This window comes from Rhodobacter sp. JA431, from assembly GCF_900217725.1.
Lineage (GTDB): Bacteria > Pseudomonadota > Alphaproteobacteria > Rhodobacterales > Rhodobacteraceae > Rhodobacter > Rhodobacter aestuarii.
Genome location: NZ_OBMP01000004.1, coordinates 1 through 18,957 on the forward strand (window position 1 = coordinate 1; position 18,957 = coordinate 18,957).

Sequence of the window (18,957 nt, forward strand, 5' to 3'; positions counted from 1 at the left end):
GAAGCTAGAGCGCCGATATGTCTCGGTTCGCAGTCGCATTCGCGCCCAAACCGCCCACATATCTCTTCAGATATCCATCAATGTCAAAGAGCAAGGAAACAAAATCAACCAGTAGCGCCAATCACTCGCGGCGCTGCTAGCCAACAGCATCTCCATTTTTCCGTTCGCTTTCAGTGTCTTGCGACCCGTCCGGCGCACCGTCGCGGTGTGTTCCGCTTCGGTGAGGGGGCTTTTACGGAGACTGCCCGAGGGGCGCAACCCCTTTTTTCGCGCCTTCGTGCATTTTCTTTCACGCCCCTGCCAAAGCCCCTTTTTTCATTGGGTCTGACACGCGCGAAAATCTGCTCCAAGACTTCGCCTCCCCGCTGTTGCGGCGCGACCAACACGGGAATCGCGCTTCCCCAATCCGCAAAAATCCTTAGATGACCTTAGGGAAGGGTGCGAAATCCCGAGTCAGCGTCACGTCCGACGCCCGATTTTCCGGAATCACTTGCCCCGATAGGCCTGCAACTGGCTCAGCCGCACATGCCGCAAGGCTTCGACCAGCATGGCCGCCAGAATCCCGAAGTTGAGGAATCCGCCCGCCCCGGTCATCGCGCCGAGAATACGCCAGTCTTTCGGCAAGATCACATCGCCATAGCCCAGCGTCGTATAGGAGGTGAGCGAGAAATAGACCGCCGCCTCCATCGTGTGGAACACGCCTAAGAGCCGGAAGCAGATCGCCCAAAGCCAGACGCCTACGGTGACCACCCCCATCGCCCAGAGCGATACGACCAAAAGCACCATCAGCAATTTGGGGCGATGCGGCTCGCGCAAGAGCCAGCCATGAAGGCGCGAAAAGCCCCACTCCATGATCCAGGCCGCCAAGCCTGCGGCAAGCACATTGGCCAGAATCATGACCGAGCCGATGAAGATCTGAAGCACCATCTGTATACTCCTATATACGGCGCTACTGCGGCCCTGCCGTCCTGTCCAGCACCTTGGTGCCGCACTGGACATAACGCCCCTGCTCGCCTATCTCAGCGAGACCATGGCCAAGAAATCTGATCCCAACTCCAAGCTGATCGCCGAAAACCGGCAGGCGCGTTACCATTATGCTATTCAAGACGACCTTGAGACGGGGATCGTTTTGATGGGCTCTGAGGTGAAAAGCCTGCGCGTTGGGCAATCGAACATCGCCGAGAGCTATGCCTCGGTCGAGAACGGCGAGTTGTGGCTGATCAACTCTTATATCGCGGCCTACAAGGAAGCGGGCGTCTTTGGCCATGAAGAACGTCGCCCCCGCAAGCTGCTTGTCTCTAAACGCGAACTGGCGCGGCTTTGGGCAGCGATTGGGCGCGAAGGCATGACGCTTGTGCCGCTGTCGATGTATTTCAACGACAAGGGCCGGGTGAAGCTGAAGCTGGGCATCGCCAAAGGCAAGAAGGTTGCCGACAAACGCGAGACGGAAGCGAAACGCGACTGGAACCGTCAAAAACAACGCCTTCTGAAGCAACACAGCTGAGGCTTGGCCTTGCCCCCATCAGCGCGCGAGTCTAAGCACGAAGCGATGACTGGAGGGCATGCGATGGCTTTGGACGACCCGAAAACGCTCGTTTCCACAGACTGGCTGGAGACGCATCTGCGCGACCCCGATCTGCGTATTCTCGACGGATCTTGGTTCCTGCCGCAAATGGGGATTGATGCGAAAGCCGCCTATGATGCGGCGCATATCCCGGGCGCGCGGTTCTTCGACATCGACGAGATCTGCGATAGCCGCTCTGATCTGCCGCATATGGCACCGCCAGTTGAAAAATTCGTCTCCCGGATGCGGGCGATGGGCGTGGGCGATGGCCATCAGGTCGTGATCTATGACCAGAAGGGCATTTTCTCCGCCCCGCGCGTGTGGTGGACCTTCCGGCTGATGGGCAAGGTGGATGTCGCCGTGCTGGATGGCGGCCTTCCGAAATGGGTCGCCGAAGGGCGTGAAGTGGAAGACATGCCGCCGATGCTGCGTGACCGTCACATCACCGTGCAGCGCCAAGCGCATCTGGTGAAGGATGTCACGCAGGTGGCCCATGCTTCGAAACTGGGCGATCATGAAATTATCGATGCGCGCGCGCATGGCCGGTTCATTGGCGCTGAGCCCGAACCGCGCCCCGGCCTGCGCCAAGGCCATATCCCCGGCTCGAAAAACGTGCCGTGGGATACGGTGCTGACTGAAAACGGCACGATGAAATCCCCCGAAGAACTGCGCGCGATTTTCGAAGCCGCCGGGGTGGATTTGTCGAAACCCGCCATCACCACCTGCGGCTCGGGCGTCAATGCGGCGCTCTTGGCTTTCGCGCTCGAACGCATCGGCCATCGCGACCATGCCGTTTACGACGGGGCCTGGGCCGAATGGGGCATGTTTAACGACCTCAAGGTCGCAACCGGAGAAGCATGATGTTCAATTCCCTCAAAGCTCAAGCCCCGGATAAGATCCTGGCCCTAATGGGTCAGTATCGGGCTGATCCGCGCCCCGAGAAGGTCGATCTCGGCGTTGGCGTGTACAAAAACGCCGACGGGCTGACCCCGGTGATGCGCGCGATCAAAACCGCCGAAAAACAGCTTTGGGAAGCCGAAACCTCGAAAAGCTACACCGCACTCGCAGGGGAACCGGCGTTCCACGCGGCGATGGCGGAAATGGTGTTGGGTGCGGACTACCCGGCCGACCGTTTGGCCTGCCTTGCCACCGTCGGTGGCACCGGTGCCTGCCGTCAGGCATTTGAACTGGCGCGGATGGCGAACCCGGATATGACCGTCTGGGTCTCCAACCCGACGTGGCCGAACCACCTGTCGATCCTCGCTTTCATGAAGCAGGAGTACAAACTCTACCGTTATTTCGACAATGACGCCCGCGCTGTCGCCTTTGACACGATGATGGAAGACCTTCAGGCGGTGAAAGCGGGCGATGTGGTGCTGCTGCACGGCTGCTGCCACAACCCGACCGGTGCGAACCTGACGCTCGAGCAATGGGGCGCAGTGGCGGACCTTTTGGAAGCCAAAGGCGCCGTGCCGATGATCGACCTTGCCTATCAGGGCTTTGGCGATGGTCTTGAAGACGATGCCGCGGGCACCCGGCTGATTGCCTCGCGTCTGCCCGAGGTGATGATTGCAGCCTCGTGCTCGAAAAACTTCGGCATCTACCGCGAACGCACCGGCTGCCTGATGGTGCTGAGCGATGCGGCCAGCAAAGACGTAACGCAAGGCACACTCGCCTATCTGAACCGCCAGAACTACTCTTTCGCGCCCGATCACGGCGCGCGTCTGGTGACGATGGTGCTGACCGATGCCACCTTGAAAGCCGACTGGATGGCCGAGCTGGAAGAGGTGCGCAACGGCATGCTGGGCCTGCGCGAACAACTCGCCGCAGAACTGCGCCAACTGTCGAACTCGGATCGGTTCGACTTCTTGGCCCGCCACCGTGGCATGTTCTCGCGCCTTGGGGCGAGCCCGGAGGCGGTTGAGAAAATGCGCGTCGATAACGCCATCTATATGGTGGGCGACTCGCGGCTCAATATCGCTGGCCTGAACACGAAAACGGTGCCGCTGCTGGCCCGCGCGATCGTTGACGCTGGCGTCTGATCTGCACAAAAACGCGTGAGAAGGGCGGTCCTGCGGGGCCGCCCTTTGCATTTTCCGCGTCCAGCCCTTGAAATCATAAGCACGCTTATAATATACCCGCTTATCTCTTAGAGGGTCCACATGAGCGATTGCGAACTTCCCCCCGAAAGCCTTGGCTTTCTTATGCATGATGCGACGCGGCTGCTACGCCGCCGATTTGAGGTGCGCGCCGCCGAGTTGGGCCTGACTTCGGCGCAATGGCGGCTCTTGGTGCATCTGATGCGCGGCGGCCCCCAACCGCAGGCGCGGTTGGCTGAATTGCTGGAAATCGAACCGATTTCGCTCAGCCGACTTGCCGACCGGATGCAGGAAGGAGGCTGGGTCGAACGCCAGCCCGACCCGCATGACCGGCGCATCCGCATCCTGCATGCCACCGACAAGACGCGTGCGGTGATCGGCCAAGCCAAAGAAATCGCCGAGACAATTTACGCCGATGCACTAGCGGGGCTGGACCCCGCCATCGTCGAACAACTGATGGCCGCGCTGCGCCAGATCATTTCCAACCTTTCCCACACGACCGAGACCGACCATGACCGCTGAAACCGTTGCCCCGAAGAAGTCTCCGAAGAAACTCCTGATGGCCGCCCTGCCGCTGGCACTTGTGGCAGGCGGGCTATGGGTCTGGTTGGCCTCGGGCCGTTACGAATCGACCGAGAATGCCGCCGTGCAACAAGCCCGCATTTCCGTAGCCTCCCAGCTTTCGGGCCGGGTGACGGAGGTCTTCATTGCTGACAATGCGGTGGTGAAAGCGGGCGCGCCGCTTTTCCGCGTTGACCCGCAACCCTATGAACTCGCGCTTGCGCAAGGCGAAGCATCGCTTGCCCAAGCCCGGCTCGGGGTCGAACAATTGCGCGCCGCTTGGGCTGCTGCTGTGGCGCAAGAAAAGGTGGCGCAAGACAACGCCGATTACCTGCAAAGCGAGCTTGAGCGCCAACAGCAAATCACCGCGCGCGGCGCAGGCACGCAATCGGCGCTGGATGCCGCGCGCCATGATGCCTCCTCCGCGCTTGAAACGCTTTCCGCTGCCAAGCAAAACGTGGCCGCCGCGCTGGCCGCTTTGGGCGGCAACCCAGATGTCAAAACCGATGATCACCCGACCGTGCAGGCCGCGCTCGTGGCGCGCGACCAAGCCGCCTATGATCTGAGCCAAACCACCGTGAAAGCCCCCGCCGATGGTGTGGTCTATAAGGCGGGCAGCTTCAAAACCGGTCAGTTCGTCACGGCGGGCGCCTCTCTCTTCTCGCTCGTCGAAACCGGCGACACATGGATTGAGGCGAATTTCAAAGAGACCCAAATTGGCCACATGGCCCCCGGGCAAAAGGCCACGATCGAATTCGACGCCTTCCCAGGCCGTGACTATGAAGCGGTGCTCGAAGCCGTGGGCGCAGGCACCGGGGCGGAATTTTCGATCCTGCCCGCGCAAAACGCGACGGGCAACTGGGTGAAGGTGACCCAGCGGGTTCCGGTAACCCTGCGCCTTGTGCCCGGCAGCAACCTTGAGGGGCTGCGCACCGGGCTTTCAGCCTCGGTCACGGTGGATACCAAAGCGCAGACGCATCTCGATGCGCTGGTGATGGGGCTCGAAGCCACCCCCGCGCAGGCCGCGACCGGAGAATAAGCCATGAGCGCGCCCACCGAGGTTCCGCATAAGGGGCTGATCACCGCCTCCTTGATGCTGGCCACCATCATGCAGGTGCTCGACACCACCATCGCCAATGTGGCCCTGCCCGCGATGCGCGCCGATTTGGGCGCCTCCTCGGATACGATCAACTGGGTTCTGACCTCTTATATTGTGGCGGCAGCCATCGCCACGCCGCTGACGGGCTGGTTCTCTGAACGCTATGGCCGCAAAGAGGTGTTCATCGCCTCAATCATTGGCTTCGTAGCGGCCTCAATGCTGTGCGGCATCGCCTGGAGCCTTGAGACGATGGTGCTCTTTCGCCTTGCCCAAGGGGTGTTTGGCGCGGCCATCGTGCCGCTGAGCCAAACCTTCCTGCTCGATATCAACCCGCGCGAAAAGCACGGCCAAGCGATGGCGATCTGGGGCGCGGGGATCATGGTCGGCCCGATCATCGGCCCCACCTTGGGCGGATATCTGACGGACACAATCAACTGGCGCTGGGTCTTTTATATCAACGTGCCTTTGGGCGCGGTGGCGCTCCTCGGCTGTGCCGCCTACCTGCCGCATATGGCACGGCGCATTCGGCGTTTTGACTTCATCGGCTTTGCGGCTTTGGCCATCGGCGTCGGTGCGCTGCAACTGATGCTCGACCGCGGCGGCGAGGTGGATTGGTTCAACGCCGCCGAGATTTGGATCGAGCTTGGCATCGCGCTTTCAGGCTTTTGGGTCTTCGTGATCTGGATTTTGGGGACCGAGCATCCGTTCTTGGAACCCGGCATGTTCAAAGACCGCAACTTTGTCACCGGGCTCGTCTTCATCTTCGTGATCGGGATCATTCTTCTCTCGTCACTCGCCCTTCTGCCGCCGATGCTTTCGGGCATTTTCCAATATCCGATCATTACCACTGGCGTGGTGATGGCCCCACGCGGCATGGGCACGATGATCACCATGATCGCAGCAGGCAAACTCTTGCGCGTCGTCGATGCCCGCAAACTGGTGGTGACGGGGCTTTTGCTCACCGCATGGTCGCTCTACATCATGACCGGCTTTGGCCCGCAGATGGATTCAACGCTGATCGTGGTCTCTGGCTTTGTGCAAGGGCTTGGGTTGGGGCTTGTTTTCGTGCCGCTTTCCACCGTGGCCTTTGCCACGCTGGATCCGCAATATCGCGGCGATGCGACGGCCCTTTTCAGCCTTGTGCGCAACATCGGCTCGTCCATCGGGATTTCGATTGTCACGCTGCTGCTCACCCGCAATACGCAAATCAATCACACCGAACTGGTGGCGAACATCTCGTTGCTCGACCCGGAGTTCGCCGCACGCATGAGCGGGCAATTGGGCGGGCTGATGCAATCGCTCACCCTGACACGCGGCGAAGGCGCGTTTTGGAGTGTGATCAACCAATCGGTCAACGCCCAAGCCGCGATGATCTCTTACGTCGATGACTTCAAGGCGATGATGTGGGTCACGCTTTGCGCCATCCCGCTGGCGCTGTTCTTGCGCAAGCCAACCGCAAGACGGGCAGACTGATACAGGCAGAACGCAAACCAACCAAAGCAAAAGGCCCGGGATGATCCCGGGCCTTTCGTTTTCTTGGACTTCACTCTTACGAGTGGTAGGCGCTTTCGCCGTGGGTCGTGAGGTCGAGACCTTGACGCTCGTCATCCGCAGCCACACGCAGGCCGGTGATGGCTTTGACGATGTAGAGCAGGATCAGCGAGCCCACGCCGGCCCAGACGATCGTCAGCACAACGGCTTTGGCTTGGATGAAGACTTGCGAAGCGATCGAGAAGTCCGCGTCGCCGATGCCGCCGAAGGCCGGGGCCATCAGCACGCCGGTCATGATCGCGCCGACGATACCACCGATGCCGTGCACGCCGAAGACGTCAAGGCTGTCGTCGTATTTCAGCATCGACTTCACTTTGGTCACGAAGAAGTAGCAGATCGGCGAGACAAGAAGGCCGAGCACGATCGAGCCAACCGGACCCGAGGTGCCGCAAGCCGGGGTGATGGCAACGAGGCCAGCAACCATACCCGAAGCAGCGCCCAGACCCGAGGCTTTGCCACGGAAGATCGCTTCAACGGCAGCCCAGCTCACCACAGCGGCGGCGGTGCAGACGAAGGTGTTGATCATCGCAAGGGTCGCACCCGAGGTGGCTTCGAGGTTCGAACCGGCGTTGAAGCCGAACCAACCAACCCACAGCATCGCCGCACCGACCATGGTCAGCGTCATCGAGTGGGGGGCCATGTTCTCTTTGCCAAGGCCAAGACGCGGGCCAATGACGAAGGCGAAGACCAGAGCGGTGATACCAGCGTTGATGTGCACAACGGTGCCGCCAGCAAAGTCAACAGCGCCCCAGTTGAAGATCAGGCCAGCGCCATCCCACACCATGTGGGCGATCGGGAAGTAGACAACGGTCACCCACAGCACGGTGAACAGGATCACGGCCGAGAATTTCACGCGCTCAGCAAAGGCACCCACATAGAGGGCCGGGGTGATCGCGGCGAAGGTCATCTGGAAGGCGATGAACAGATATTCCGGGATCTCGACGCCATCGGTGAAGGTTGCCGCGGTCGAATCCGCGTTCACGCCCGACAGGAAGAGTTTGCCAAGGCCGCCCCAGAACGGCGAGGAGCTGCCGCCGAAGGCGAAAGAGTAACCCCAAAGCACCCAAACGATCATCACCACCGAGGTGATCATCGTGGTTTGCATCAGCACCGAGAGCATGTTTTTCGTGCGGACGAGGCCACCGTAGAACAGCGCAAGGCCCGGGATGATCATGAACAGAACGAGAAGCGTCGCGGTCATCATCCACGCCACGTCGCCTTTATCAACGATCGGGCCGGCAGCTTCGACGACTTCGGCAACGACTTCAGTCGCTTCCTGAGCGAAAGCGGGCAGCGCCAGCGCGGAAAGCGCCGCCGAGAGGCCCGAAATTTTTGCAAGGTTTTTCATTGTCTCTGGTCCCCCTGAGCTTGCTTAGAGCGCGTCGTCGCCGGCTTCGGCGGTACGAACCCGCACGGCCTGATTGACGTCGAGCACGAAGATTTTGCCGTCGCCGATTTTATCGGTCTTGGCGGCTTTCAGGATCGTCTCGACAACTTCATCGGCAAGGCCATCGGCCACGACGATTTCGAGCTTCACCTTCGGCACGAAGTTCACGGCATATTCCGCACCGCGATAAATTTCCGTGTGGCCCGACTGTGCGCCGAAGCCTTTAATCTCAGTCACCATCATGCCGCGCACGCCGATAGCGGTGAGCGCTTCGCGCACCTCCTCGAGCTTGAACGGCTTGATTGCTGCAATGATGAGTTTCACTGGATGTCCCTTCCTATTGTCAGCACTCCCCGATGCCCGGAGGCACCGCACTGCCGTAGAAGGCTTGGGAAGGCCGTCAGGCACAAGGATGGCCGCCTGTTTCCTAAGCAGGCAAAATCCGATTCAACGCCCAAAACGCACAATTTGTGCGCAGCGCACAATATTTAAGCTTTCTAAAAACCGAATCGTGAAAGCTTGTGGCTCGAAATGGGGGAACGGGCGGTGTAAGTTGCCCGAAACAACGGGCATGGAACGACAATGGCGGGAACAGGCGGGCGGCGTGGGCCGCTGGTGGCAGACAAGCGATACCCTTCGAAAGCGGCAGCGAAACCGAAGGCGAAATCCGCCCCAACCCGGAAGGCGAAGCCGCCGCGCAAACCGCGTAGCCCGCGCCCTCGCGGCCCGATTTCTGGCTTTATTCTCGGCCTCTTCAGCCTGATCTGGCGGATTATTTGGGGGTTCACCTGGCGTTCGGGCGCAGTGGTGGTGTTGATCCTTGGCCTTGCGACTTTTTACTTCTACGCGCAATTGCCCGACTACACCGCGCTTTTGGATGGCCGCAACCGAGGCTCGGTCACATTGCTCGACGAAAACGGCAAGGTCTTTGCTTGGCGCGGTGAAACCTTTGGCGGGCAAACCACGGCTGGCAGCGTCTCGCCCTTTTTGAAAAACGCGGTCGTCGCCACCGAGGACCGGCGCTTCTATCGCCATTTCGGCGTTTCACCACGCGGCATCGCCTCGGCGATCAAAATCAACCTATCCGAAGGGCGTGGCCCGCTCTCGGGCAACGGTGGCTCCACCATCACCCAACAGGTCGCCAAGCTACTCTGTCTTGGCGTGCCTTATGACCAAAAGCAGTGGAAGACCGAAGCCGAGTATGAAAACGACTGCCGCTCGGGCGGGATCACCCGCAAGATCAAGGAAATCCCCTATGCGCTGGCGATGGAGGTCAAATACTCCAAGGATGAGATCCTGACGATCTACCTCAACCGCGCCTATCTTGGCGCGGGGGCACGCGGCTTTGAAGCGGCCGCACAGCGCTATTTCGGGATTTCGGCGGCGAATGTGAATGCGCAACAAGCCGCAATGTTGGCCGGGCTTTTGAAAGCGCCTTCAACCTATGCGCCGACAACAAACCTCAAACGCTCGCAAGAGCGGGCGGGCATGGTGCTGGCCCTGATGCATGACCAAGGGTTCTTGACCGATGCAGAATGGCAAAAAGCCCGCGCCAATCCGGCTACGCTTTCGGAAGCCGCGCAAGCGCGCGCGGGCGGCTATTTTGCCGATTGGGTGATGGACAGCATTCCGGACTTTTTGTCGAAAGACACAACGGAAGATGTGGTCATTCGCACGACGCTGGATCAACGCATCCAAACCGCCGCAGAAGAAGCGCTGAAAGAGATCTTTGAAACCAAGGTCCGCGCAGGGTCCACCGCGGAAGCGGCGATTGTGGTGATGTCTGCCGATGGCGCGGTGCGCGCGATGGTGGGCGGGCGCGCCTCCAAAGTCTCGGGCGCATTCAACCGCGCCACGCAAGCGCGCCGCCAAACCGGCTCCACCTTCAAACCGTTCGTCTATGCGGTGGCGCTCGACATGGGCTGGACGCCCGACACGATTGTGGAAGACGCACCGTTGACGATTTCGGTGCCCGGCTCTGGGCCATGGACGCCGAAAAACTATGGCGGCGGTTATTTGGGACCGATCCCGCTCTGGATGGCGCTTGCCAAATCCATCAACACCGCCACCGTGCGCGTGGGCCAAGCCGTGGGCTTTGACGCGGTGCGCCGCGCCGCCACCGATTTTGGCTTTGCCTCGAAACTCGCCGAAGGCCCTGCCGTTGTACTGGGCGTTTCTGAATCGACGCTGTTGGAAATGACCGGGGCTTTCGCGGGCATTTTGAATGGCGGCTCTTCTGTGCGTCCCTATGGGCTCACCGATCTGCGGCTGCGCGGCGATAAAGAACCGCTCTTTGGCGCGGGCGGTGGCATGGGTGAGCGGGTGATTTCGGAAAAAGCCGCGCGCGAATTGATCTGGATGATGCACCAAGGGGTCGAGCAAGGCACCGGGCAGCGCGCGAAGCTTGAGGGGCGCGAGGCGGCAGGCAAAACCGGCACCACCCAAGCCGCGCGGGATGCGTGGTTCATTGGCTTTACCGCCGATTATGTGGCGGGCGTCTGGATGGGCTATGACAATAACAAGCCGCTCACTGGCGTGACGGGCGGCGGGCTTCCCGCCGATATTTGGCACGCGGTGATGACACGGGTGGAAGCGGGGCAGCCTGTGACCCCGCTGCCGATGGCCGACCCTGCCGAATGGCGCGGCCAGCCCGACCCTTATGCGGGCTCCAACGCCTATCCGGGGCAGGTTTGGTCTTCGGGCGACCCGATCCCCGAAGGCGGCGTGCCGGTGGTCAATGGCCAATTGATCCGCCCCGGCGGACCTGCGCCCGAACCACAGCGCCCGCAAAGCCTTGGCGAAGCGATCGACTCGCTCTTGCGCCAGCTTTACTAAAGACAAAACGCGGCCCTCACCGGGGCCGCGTTTTCAATTCTGCTGTCAGCCGTGATTAGCTGGCGTTTTTCAGATCCGCGATCAAAGCATCGATATTGCCGCGCCGCGCGTCCAGCATCGCGCCAATTTCGGTGCGCTCGGCCGCCAACATGTTCACGCCCTCGATGATCACGTTGAAGAAGAGCCGTTTGCCCGAACGATCCGACACATGCCACAGCACCTCAAACGGGGCTTGGCCGCGCAAATGCGCAACGGTTTTCACCTCATAGAAGGTTTTCACCTTCCGCGCGCCTTCTACCTCAAACCGGGCGCCAATGAACTCGCGAAACCGCTGACCATATTTGCGCGAGATGTAACCGCGAAACGCCTTGGTGAAGGCCGACATCTGGCTCGCCGAAGCCTGACGCGCGGCAACACCCAAGGCCGAGCGCCCAATCGTGGCCACATCGGCGTATTTCGTGAAGATCGCCTCGAACTGCGCGTAAAGCCCCGGGCCGGTCTTGCCAGAGGCAATCGCAGCATTCACGTCATTCACCGCACGCGAAACCAGTTCCCGCGCCTCGGCATCGGTGAGCGCAAAAGCCGCACCGGGGCGCAATAGCCCCACAGCCAGCACCGTAGCCCCAGCGCCAAGGATCAATTGGCGCCGATCATTCCGCATAGGGGTCTTCATAGGGATCCCAGGCTTCTTCATCATTCGTCTCCTCGCCCGCCAATTGGTGGCGGCGCATCTGCAGATAGAGCAACCGCTCCTGCGCGTAGCTGTCTGCGCTGTCATAATAGACCGATTCTACGGTTTCGCCGAACCGCTTGCGCTTGGCGACCTTGCCACCAAGCGTAAGTGCCATTGCCCCGGTCGCCTCGGCGCCCTCAAGGACTTGGCCAACCGGGTCCAGCGCGATGTCAACAACACGGCCCAAGGCATCGCGCTCGGTTGAGCCACCGAAGAAGGGCAGTTCCATATAGGCCCCCTCCTGCGCGCCCCAAACGGCAAGCGTCTCACCAAAATCAGTATCTGTTTCGGGCAGCGAGAAAGACGACCCCGCCGGATCAAAGATGCCGCCGATCCCGAGGGTGGAGTTGATAACGAAGCGGAACGTGTTCTTGATTGCAGGCTCTGGACGCCCTTGCAGCAGCGAGTTCACGACCTTCCCGGGCAGGGAAAGGTTGCCGCCTGCGTTCGAGAAACTGCGCGTCAGAAGGGTGTCGCGACTGCGCGGCTGCCCCTCGCGGGCCTTGAACAAAGCTCGGTCCAAACCTTTGTTGAAGGCATGAACTTGCCGGTTTCCGGCCTCATAGGGATCATAGATCACATCTTGCTGCGGCACAGTGGGCCGATGCTCCCCACAGCCTGCTAGCGTCAAGCCCACCACCAATGCGAAACCAAAAAATCTACGCATTCAACCTCCGACCGCCCTTCGCATCGGCAGCGAAGATAGGTGACAAACCTCGTTTTTTGGGCCAAACCCTTCCCAAGGAATAAGGAGCCGGAACCGCAGAGACAAGGCACCGATACATTTTTATGGTCGCAACACATTACCCTTCTTGCGATGTTTCAATACGAGCAGGCTTTGCTCAAAAATCAATCGAGCTCGCGGAGACCACCGAATGAAACGAGACGAACTGGCAGCAGGGAAAGCGGAACTACGCGCCGCCCGCGCTGAAAACAGGCGCCTTTTCTGGGCTGTGGGGCTTTTTTCGGTCTTTGTGAACTTGCTCATGCTGACCGGCCCAATGTTCATGCTGCAGGTTTATGACCGCGTTTTGGGCGCAAGATCCGTTGAAACGCTCACGGCATTGTTCCTGCTGGTCCTGTTCCTTTTCACCGCTATGGGGCTTTTGGATTATGCTCGCGGGCGCGTCACCGCCCGAATTGGTGCGCGGGTGCAAGCCTCGCTTGAAGCGCGGGTTTTTGATGCAGCCCTGCGCCGCAATGCGCTGGCGCCCAATGATGCGATTTCAACCGCCGCGTTGCGCGACCTTGATGCGGTCAACAAATTCCTGTCTTCGCCGGTGTTTTTGGCAATCTTCGATTTGCCTTGGGTACCGGTGTTCCTTTCGGCCATCTTCCTGTTCCACCCGCTTTTGGGGCTTTTGTCGATCTGCGGCGGCGTGCTTTTGATTGCCGTTACGCTGATCAACCAATGGGTCACCTCCCGGCCACTGCAAATGGCGACCGGGGCGCAAATCGCCTCGGAACGCATGTCGGACCAGCTGCGCGAGGAAGCCGAACTCATTCAGGCACTCGGGATGCGCAATGCCGCCTTTGGGCGCTGGCGCAAGGCCCGCAGCCAGGCAGCCGATTCGATGCTGGGGGCGACCGATATGGGCGGGGGCTTCACCACCTTCACCAAAACCTTCCGCATCTTCCTGCAATCGGCAATTCTCGCTTTGGGCGCTTATATCGTGCTGCAAGGCGAGATGACCGCGGGGGCAATGATCGCGGGCTCAATCCTGATGGGCCGCGCCCTTGCCCCGGTCGAACAAGCCGTGGGGGGGTGGGCCATTGTATCGCGCGCCCGCGATGGTTGGGGACGGCTCGCACTCCTTCTTAGCACGATGCCGCGCCAACCCAACCATACTGCGCTGCCGCGCCCGAAAGCCGTGCTTGAGGCACAAACGCTCACCGTCGCGCCCCCCGGCTCCCAAAGCCCGACCTTGCGCGCGGTTTCCTTCCGGTTGGACCCGGGCCAAGCGCTTGGGGTGATTGGTCCTTCGGGGGCGGGGAAATCGACGCTTGCACGGGCGATCTGTGGCTTGTGGCGCCCCGCGAACGGTTCTTTGCGTCTCGATGGCGCGACACTCGATCAATATGACCCGGATGTCTTGGGGCAGTTGATCGGTTATCTGCCGCAGCGTGTCACGCTGTTTGATGGCACCATTGCCGAAAACATCGCGCGGCTTTCTGATAACCCGAACCCGGAAATGGTGGTGGACGCGGCGAAACGGGCTGCCGCGCACAAGCTCATTCTCGATCTGCCCGAAGGCTATGACACCAAGGTCACGCAAGCTGGGGGGCGGCTGTCCGGTGGGCAAATCCAGCGCATCGGTCTGGCCCGCGCGCTTTACGGCAACCCGGTGCTGCTGGTTCTGGATGAACCCAACGCCAACCTCGATAATGAAGGCTCGCAGGCGCTCAACATCGCGGTGCGCGGCATGAAAGCGGCTGGCGGCGCGGTGCTGATTATGGCGCACCGCCCCGCAGCGATTGCCGAATGTGACACGCTCTTGGTGCTCGACAACGGCATCCGGCGCGCCTTTGGCCAGCGCGAAGAGGTGCTCAAGGCAATGGTGCAAAACGCGGCTGAGATTGGGCGCAAACCCGGCCCGGGAGGTGTGGCATGAGCGACGATCAAAAAACCACCTCCCAGAGTGCCCCCGTTGCCGCCGACACGGCCAAACCTGCGGCGCTCAAGCTGGCCTCTGCGGCTCCGGCGGGGCCTGACCGGCTCTCCCCCCGCGGCGCGCTGGTGATTGGCTTTTTGACCCTTGGTGTTCTTGTGGGCGGGTTCGGGGCATGGTCGGTGTTTTCCTCAATCGCAGGAGCCGTTGTGGCCAGCGGTCAGGTTGAGGTCGATCAACACCGCCAAGTGGTGCAACACCCCGATGGCGGCGTGGTGGCCGAAATTGACGTGAGCGAGGGCGATACCGTCACCGCAGGCCAATTGCTGATCCGGCTGGACGGTGAATTGGCGCAATCGGAACGCGCCATTGTTGAGGGCCAATTCTTTGAAATTCTGGCGCGTCGCGGGCGGCTTGAAGCCGAGCGCGCCGATGCGCCCGAAATCACCTTCCATGAAGAGTTGTTGCAAGAGGCCGCCCACAACCCCGACGTGGCAGAACTGGTTGACGGGCAGAAACGGCTTTTTGCGGCACGGCTTGAAACGCTGCAAAAATCGCTCGAACAGGTCGCAAAGCGGCGCGAGCAGACCCAAGCACAGATCGTGGGTATTGATGCGCAGCGCCAAGCCCTGCAATCGCAACAAGACCTGATCGAACGGGAACTGGCGGACCAACGCGGCCTTTTGGAAAAAGGTCTGGCGCAAGCCAGCCGCGTGCTGGCGCTTGAACGCGAGGCCGCAAACCTTGCCGGGCAAGTGGGCTCGCTTTTGGCCGAAAAGGCACAGGCCGAGGGGCGCATCACCGAGCTTGAGTTGGAAGCACTACGGCTTTCCTCGCAGCGCCGCGAAGATGCAGAAACCCAGCTACGCGATATTGGCTACCGCGAATTGGAATTGGCCGAGCGGCGGCGCGCGCTGACCGAGCAAATCGACAGGCTTGAACTGCGCGCCCCTGTGGCTGGCCGGGTATATGCACTTGCCGTCACCACCCCGCGCGCGGTGATCCGCGCGGCAGAGCCCGTGCTTTATATCATCCCGCAAGATCGCCCGTTGGTCGTGGCGGTGAAAGCCTCGCCAATCAATATTGACGAAATCACCGTGGGCCAGCCGGTCACCTTGCGCTTCCCGGCTTTTGCGAGCCGCACCACGCCCGAACTTTTTGGCCAAGTGACGCGCATTTCCGCAGACGCGCTGACCGATGAAGCAACGCGAGCCACCTATTTCCGTGTCGAGGTGATGATTGATCCCGGTGAGATCGAAAAACTCGGGGAATTGGAAATCCTGCCCGGCATGCCTGCCGAAGCCTATATCCGCACTGGCGACCGCAGCCCTCTGGCCTATTTGACCAAGCCCTTCACCGATTACTTCGCCCGCGCCTTCCGCGAAAATTAAAGCCGTTGCAACAACGCGGGCGTGGGCCAGGCATCTGCCGGTAGGCCCAGCCGCTTTTGCACACTTTGCACGGCTTCACGGGTCTTTTCCCCCAAGATCCCGTCGATCGGGCCAACATCAAAGCCCTGCGCCTGTAGCTTTTGCTGCAGCGCCTTCATCTGCGCCACGCTCAGCCCCGGCTCGGGCGATTGCGGATCGACCCGCGGCGCGCCCTCCAACCGGGTCGCGAAATAGGCGGCGGTGGTGACGTAGACAAAGCTCTTATTCCACTCAAACAAGACTTTGAAATTCGGATAGGCGATGAAGGCAGGCCCTTTACGCCCCATCGGCAGCAGCACCGAACCCTGCCCCCCCGCAAAGGCGCCCGAGCGCGGTTTCACCCCCATCCGCGCCCATTCCGCAGTGGAGAGCGAGCGGTTCAGTCCGGTCTTCGACCAATCCATTTCCGCAGGCACCGCGATTTCTTGCAACCAAGGCTCACCACGCCGCCACCCCATGCCCGCGATCATCCGCGCCCCGGACATCAGCGCATCTGCGCTCGAGCCTTTCAGGTCCACATGGCCATCGCCGTCACCATCGACCCCGTTGCGCAAAATGTCATCGGGCAGCATTTGCACCTGACCGACTTCCCCCGCCCAAGCACCGATGGTGCGCGCCGGGTCAAAGTCGCCGCGTTTGAAAAGCTCTGCCGCTGCGATCACCTGTGGGCGGAACAATTGTGGGCGCCGGCAATCATGCGCGAGCGTCACCAGCGCGTCGCGGGTATTGAAATCGCCCTGCACCTGACCGAAGTCGGTCTCAAGCGCCCAGAATGCCAAAAGCACCCCGCGCGAGACGCCATAGTCGCGCTCTGCCCGATCAAAGATCGCATCGTATTTCTGCGCCATCCGCGCGCCATTCGTCAGCCGATTTTGCGAAATCACCCGATTCGCGAAATCCAGAAAGCTCATCCGAAACACGCCCTGCGCCCGATCCGCTTTCAGCACCCGGCTGTCTTGTCGAACCCCTTTGAAAAACGCATCCGCCTGCGCTGCGCTCAGCCCGTGGCGTTGCACCTCTGCCTTCAGCCCGGCCACAAAACTGGAGAAATTTCCCCCGCATTGCGCCTGCGCTGTCACGGGGAGCGAAACAGAAAGACACATGGCTGTCATAAAAGAAGCAGAAAGAATGGAACGCATCAAAGCCTCCGACGTTTTGGGCAGGCTATCGCCTGAGGTCGGTCTGGGCAACTGTCGTTGCAAAGGGCTTCCCCCGACGAAAGTACACCTAGTTTACCCGACGATTAACTTGATTTTTACACAAGATGTCACACACTTGGGACAGGAGCGCCTTGGGAGGGGTAGCCCTTATTGGGAGATAGAGATGGAGTTCTTGCCGAACGATATCGCCGCTGGCCTGCGCCAAGCGAGCCATAAAGAAGGCCGCCGTCCGGCGCGGCTTGCGGTGCATGCTGCCGGGAAAGTCTGGCCCGTGCTGCGCCGCTGGGCAGGCGGTTTTTCGTTAGATGCCTCTGATGTTGCGCATCTGCGCGGCCATGTGGATTTTTATGAAGGTGACAAGCATGTCGCCACAGCGCTGATCATGGCAGCCGAGGTCGAAGGGCCTGAGCTGATCTGCACGACGAAGCGCGAAACCCCGGTACGATTCGGCCCCGCGCTCGATTTTGTGCGCGACAATGGTGCTGGTGGCGCGGCGCTTGGCTATCTGCCGCCGATCTAATGTCGCTTAAAGGCGGTCGGGCAGGCTCAATCCTTTGAGCACCTCGGCCGCCAACATCGGCTTCTTGCCCGCGCGCTGCGCTTGCAAGACCTGCACCGACCCGGTGCCACAGGCAATCTCGAAACCGCCCAAAACAGTGCCCGGTGCAGCTTCGCCTGCGCCTAGGTCTGCGCGCAGCAGTTTTACCCGCTCTTCCCCCACAAGGCACCACGCACCCGGAAACGGCGAAAGCCCGTTGATCTGGCGCACGATCTCTGTGGCGGGGCGTGCCCAATCCACCTGCGCCTCTGCCTTGTCGATTTTCGAGGCATAGGTCACGCCCTCTTCGGGCTGCACTTCGGGCGGCAATTCCGGCAACCGATCCAGCGCCTCGATGATCAGCCGCGCGCCCATTGCGCTCAGCCGATCATGCACCTCGCCTGTGGTCTCGGTTGCGCCAATGGCAAGCCGCTCGCGCAAACGCACCGGACCAGTATCCAGCCCCGCTTCCATTTGCATGATGCAAATGCCTGTCTCCGCATCGCCCGCCATCACCGCACGGTGAATTGGCGCCGCGCCGCGCCAGCGCGGTAAGAGCGAGGCATGGATGTTCAAGCACCCAAGCTTCGGCCCATCCAGTACCGCTTGCGGCAAAAGCAGACCGTAAGCCACCACCACACCGATATCAGCGCCCAGCGCAGCCAGAGCCTCCCGGTCTTCGGCGGCTTTGAAGTTTACCGGGTGGCGCACCTCTAGCCCCAGCGCTTCCGCCCGCGCCTGCACTGGCGAGGGGCGCAAGGACTTACCCCGCCCCGCAGGCCGCGGCGGCTGGGTGTAAACGGCCACTACCTCATGATGCTCGGCCAGCGCCTCAAGCACCGGAACCGAGAAATCGGGCGTTCCCATAAAAATGACGCGCATCAGGCTTTCTTTGCGTATTTGGCCGATTTCGCCACCAGCATCTTGCGCTTAAGCGCGCTGAGGTGGTCGACATAGGTCTTGCCGTTGAGATGGTCGATTTGGTGCTGCACCGAAGTGGCCCAAAGCCCGACAAAATCGCGGTCTTCCATCTCGCCTTGATCGTTGAGAAAGCGCACCGTCACTGCACGCGGACGCTCCACCGAGGCCCAGACGCCCGGCAGGTTCGGGCTGCCCTCGTCATGCTTGCGCAACTGCACCGAGGCATGCAGCACTTCGGGGTTGGCCATCCGCACCACTTGGCCGCGCGCCTCAGAAGCATCGACAATAGCGAGCCGCATCATGATACCGATTTGCGGTGCCGCGAGACCCACACCCTGACCGGGCATGGCTTCCATCGTGTCGATCATATCGTCCCAGATCATCCGCACCGTTTCGGTGATCGCCTCAACGGGCTCGGCGGGCGTGTGCAGGCGCTTGTCGTCGTAGCGGATAAAGGGGCGAACCGCCAT

General features: G+C 61.0%; 18 protein-coding genes. 10 read left to right on the top strand and 8 right to left on the bottom strand.

All coding sequences use genetic code 11. The annotated features are described in order from the left end of the window. Positions 1-486 precede the first annotated feature (486 nt). Positions 487-927 carry an ion channel gene (locus CRO18_RS09200; protein ID WP_076484519.1) on the bottom strand — a complete coding sequence of 147 codons (441 nt, stop codon included), beginning with the start codon at positions 925-927 and terminating at the stop codon, positions 487-489. A gap of 103 nt (positions 928-1,030) precedes the next feature. On the opposite strand from CRO18_RS09200, the gene smpB reads away from it, so the two are divergent. The 6 genes from smpB to CRO18_RS09230 all read left to right on the top strand — a co-directional run bounded on the left by smpB (position 1,031) and on the right by CRO18_RS09230 (position 6,796). Then, the gene (gene smpB / locus CRO18_RS09205) at positions 1,031-1,504 is read left to right on the top strand and encodes an SsrA-binding protein SmpB (RefSeq protein WP_076484518.1); all 474 of its coding nucleotides are present in this window, start codon (positions 1,031-1,033) and stop codon (positions 1,502-1,504) included. Between the two features lie 63 nt (positions 1,505-1,567). Then, on the top strand, positions 1,568-2,425 hold the full coding sequence (sseA, locus tag CRO18_RS09210; protein WP_076484517.1) for a 3-mercaptopyruvate sulfurtransferase: 858 nt from the start codon (positions 1,568-1,570) through the stop codon (positions 2,423-2,425). Next, entirely contained in the window at positions 2,425-3,606 is a 1,182-nt protein-coding gene (locus tag CRO18_RS09215; protein ID WP_097081927.1) for an amino acid aminotransferase, read from the top strand. The genes sseA and CRO18_RS09215 overlap by 1 nt, the downstream gene beginning before the upstream one ends. 120 nt (positions 3,607-3,726) lie before the next feature. Further along, entirely contained in the window at positions 3,727-4,185 is a 459-nt protein-coding gene (locus tag CRO18_RS09220; RefSeq protein WP_076484515.1) for a MarR family winged helix-turn-helix transcriptional regulator, read from the top strand. After that, a complete protein-coding gene (locus CRO18_RS09225; RefSeq protein WP_097081928.1) occupies positions 4,175-5,263 on the top strand; it encodes an HlyD family secretion protein in 1,089 nt (362 codons plus the stop codon). The genes CRO18_RS09220 and CRO18_RS09225 overlap by 11 nt, the downstream gene beginning before the upstream one ends. A 3-nt stretch (positions 5,264-5,266) precedes the next feature. Continuing rightward, a complete protein-coding gene (locus tag CRO18_RS09230; protein WP_097081929.1) occupies positions 5,267-6,796 on the top strand; it encodes a DHA2 family efflux MFS transporter permease subunit in 1,530 nt (509 codons plus the stop codon). A gap of 76 nt (positions 6,797-6,872) precedes the next feature. Here CRO18_RS09230 and CRO18_RS09235 read toward each other — a convergent pair whose 3' ends face one another. After that, complete coding sequence (locus tag CRO18_RS09235) at positions 6,873-8,222, bottom strand: ammonium transporter (RefSeq protein WP_076484512.1); 1,350 nt, start codon at positions 8,220-8,222, stop codon at positions 6,873-6,875. Between the two features lie 24 nt (positions 8,223-8,246). Beyond that, positions 8,247-8,585: a P-II family nitrogen regulator gene (locus CRO18_RS09240; protein ID WP_076484511.1), complete on the bottom strand. Its 339-nt coding sequence runs from the start codon at positions 8,583-8,585 to the stop codon at positions 8,247-8,249. Between the two features lie 258 nt (positions 8,586-8,843). Between CRO18_RS09240 and CRO18_RS09245 the strand changes: the two genes are divergently transcribed. Further along, a complete protein-coding gene (locus CRO18_RS09245) occupies positions 8,844-11,096 on the top strand; it encodes a transglycosylase domain-containing protein (protein WP_076484510.1) in 2,253 nt (750 codons plus the stop codon). Between the two features lie 55 nt (positions 11,097-11,151). On the opposite strand, the gene CRO18_RS09250 is transcribed toward CRO18_RS09245, so the two are convergent. After that, the gene (locus CRO18_RS09250; RefSeq protein WP_249276030.1) at positions 11,152-11,757 is read right to left on the bottom strand and encodes a phospholipid-binding protein MlaC; all 606 of its coding nucleotides are present in this window, start codon (positions 11,755-11,757) and stop codon (positions 11,152-11,154) included. Beyond that, positions 11,747-12,496: a VacJ family lipoprotein gene (locus CRO18_RS09255; RefSeq protein WP_097081931.1), complete on the bottom strand. Its 750-nt coding sequence runs from the start codon at positions 12,494-12,496 to the stop codon at positions 11,747-11,749. The genes CRO18_RS09250 and CRO18_RS09255 overlap by 11 nt, the downstream gene beginning before the upstream one ends. Positions 12,497-12,704: 208 nt before the next feature. Here CRO18_RS09255 and CRO18_RS09260 point away from each other — a divergent pair, with 208 nt between their 5' ends. Continuing rightward, positions 12,705-14,441 (top strand): type I secretion system permease/ATPase, encoded by a 1,737-nt coding sequence (locus CRO18_RS09260; RefSeq protein WP_097081932.1) that lies wholly within the window; start codon positions 12,705-12,707, stop codon positions 14,439-14,441. After that, positions 14,438-15,829 (top strand): HlyD family type I secretion periplasmic adaptor subunit, encoded by a 1,392-nt coding sequence (locus CRO18_RS09265; protein WP_097081933.1) that lies wholly within the window; start codon positions 14,438-14,440, stop codon positions 15,827-15,829. The genes CRO18_RS09260 and CRO18_RS09265 overlap by 4 nt, the downstream gene beginning before the upstream one ends. Here CRO18_RS09265 and CRO18_RS09270 read toward each other — a convergent pair. Continuing rightward, on the bottom strand, positions 15,826-16,971 hold the full coding sequence (locus CRO18_RS09270; RefSeq protein WP_394341446.1) for a lytic murein transglycosylase: 1,146 nt from the start codon (positions 16,969-16,971) through the stop codon (positions 15,826-15,828). The genes CRO18_RS09265 and CRO18_RS09270 overlap by 4 nt on opposite strands. Positions 16,972-17,191: 220 nt before the next feature. Here CRO18_RS09270 and CRO18_RS09275 point away from each other — a divergent pair, with 220 nt between their 5' ends. Continuing rightward, positions 17,192-17,548: a hypothetical protein gene (locus tag CRO18_RS09275; protein ID WP_076484505.1), complete on the top strand. Its 357-nt coding sequence runs from the start codon at positions 17,192-17,194 to the stop codon at positions 17,546-17,548. Between the two features lie 6 nt (positions 17,549-17,554). On the opposite strand, the gene fmt is transcribed toward CRO18_RS09275, so the two are convergent. Then, positions 17,555-18,448: a methionyl-tRNA formyltransferase gene (gene fmt / locus CRO18_RS09280; protein WP_097081935.1), complete on the bottom strand. Its 894-nt coding sequence runs from the start codon at positions 18,446-18,448 to the stop codon at positions 17,555-17,557. After that, complete coding sequence (def, locus tag CRO18_RS09285) at positions 18,448-18,957, bottom strand: peptide deformylase (protein WP_097081936.1); 510 nt, start codon at positions 18,955-18,957, stop codon at positions 18,448-18,450. Before def ends, fmt begins: the two co-directional genes overlap by 1 nt.

Bases quoted from the DNA above. Each gene is read 5' to 3' on its own strand.
- CRO18_RS09200 (WP_076484519.1), bottom strand. From the start codon at position 927: ATGGTGCTTCAGATCTTCATCGGCTCGGTCATGATTCTGGCCAATGTG.
- smpB (WP_076484518.1), top strand. From the start codon at position 1,031: ATGGCCAAGAAATCTGATCCCAACTCCAAGCTGATCGCCGAAAACCGG.
- sseA (WP_076484517.1), top strand. From the start codon at position 1,568: ATGGCTTTGGACGACCCGAAAACGCTCGTTTCCACAGACTGGCTGGAG.
- CRO18_RS09215 (WP_097081927.1), top strand. From the start codon at position 2,425: ATGTTCAATTCCCTCAAAGCTCAAGCCCCGGATAAGATCCTGGCCCTA.
- CRO18_RS09220 (WP_076484515.1), top strand. From the start codon at position 3,727: ATGAGCGATTGCGAACTTCCCCCCGAAAGCCTTGGCTTTCTTATGCAT.
- CRO18_RS09225 (WP_097081928.1), top strand. From the start codon at position 4,175: ATGACCGCTGAAACCGTTGCCCCGAAGAAGTCTCCGAAGAAACTCCTG.
- CRO18_RS09230 (WP_097081929.1), top strand. From the start codon at position 5,267: ATGAGCGCGCCCACCGAGGTTCCGCATAAGGGGCTGATCACCGCCTCC.
- CRO18_RS09235 (WP_076484512.1), bottom strand. From the start codon at position 8,222: ATGAAAAACCTTGCAAAAATTTCGGGCCTCTCGGCGGCGCTTTCCGCG.
- CRO18_RS09245 (WP_076484510.1), top strand. From the start codon at position 8,844: ATGGCGGGAACAGGCGGGCGGCGTGGGCCGCTGGTGGCAGACAAGCGA.
- CRO18_RS09250 (WP_249276030.1), bottom strand. From the start codon at position 11,757: ATGCGGAATGATCGGCGCCAATTGATCCTTGGCGCTGGGGCTACGGTG.
- CRO18_RS09255 (WP_097081931.1), bottom strand. From the start codon at position 12,496: ATGCGTAGATTTTTTGGTTTCGCATTGGTGGTGGGCTTGACGCTAGCA.
- CRO18_RS09260 (WP_097081932.1), top strand. From the start codon at position 12,705: ATGAAACGAGACGAACTGGCAGCAGGGAAAGCGGAACTACGCGCCGCC.
- CRO18_RS09265 (WP_097081933.1), top strand. From the start codon at position 14,438: ATGAGCGACGATCAAAAAACCACCTCCCAGAGTGCCCCCGTTGCCGCC.
- CRO18_RS09270 (WP_394341446.1), bottom strand. From the start codon at position 16,971: ATGTGTCTTTCTGTTTCGCTCCCCGTGACAGCGCAGGCGCAATGCGGG.
- CRO18_RS09275 (WP_076484505.1), top strand. From the start codon at position 17,192: ATGGAGTTCTTGCCGAACGATATCGCCGCTGGCCTGCGCCAAGCGAGC.
- fmt (WP_097081935.1), bottom strand. From the start codon at position 18,448: ATGCGCGTCATTTTTATGGGAACGCCCGATTTCTCGGTTCCGGTGCTT.
- def (WP_097081936.1), bottom strand. From the start codon at position 18,957: ATGGCGGTTCGCCCCTTTATCCGCTACGACGACAAGCGCCTGCACACG.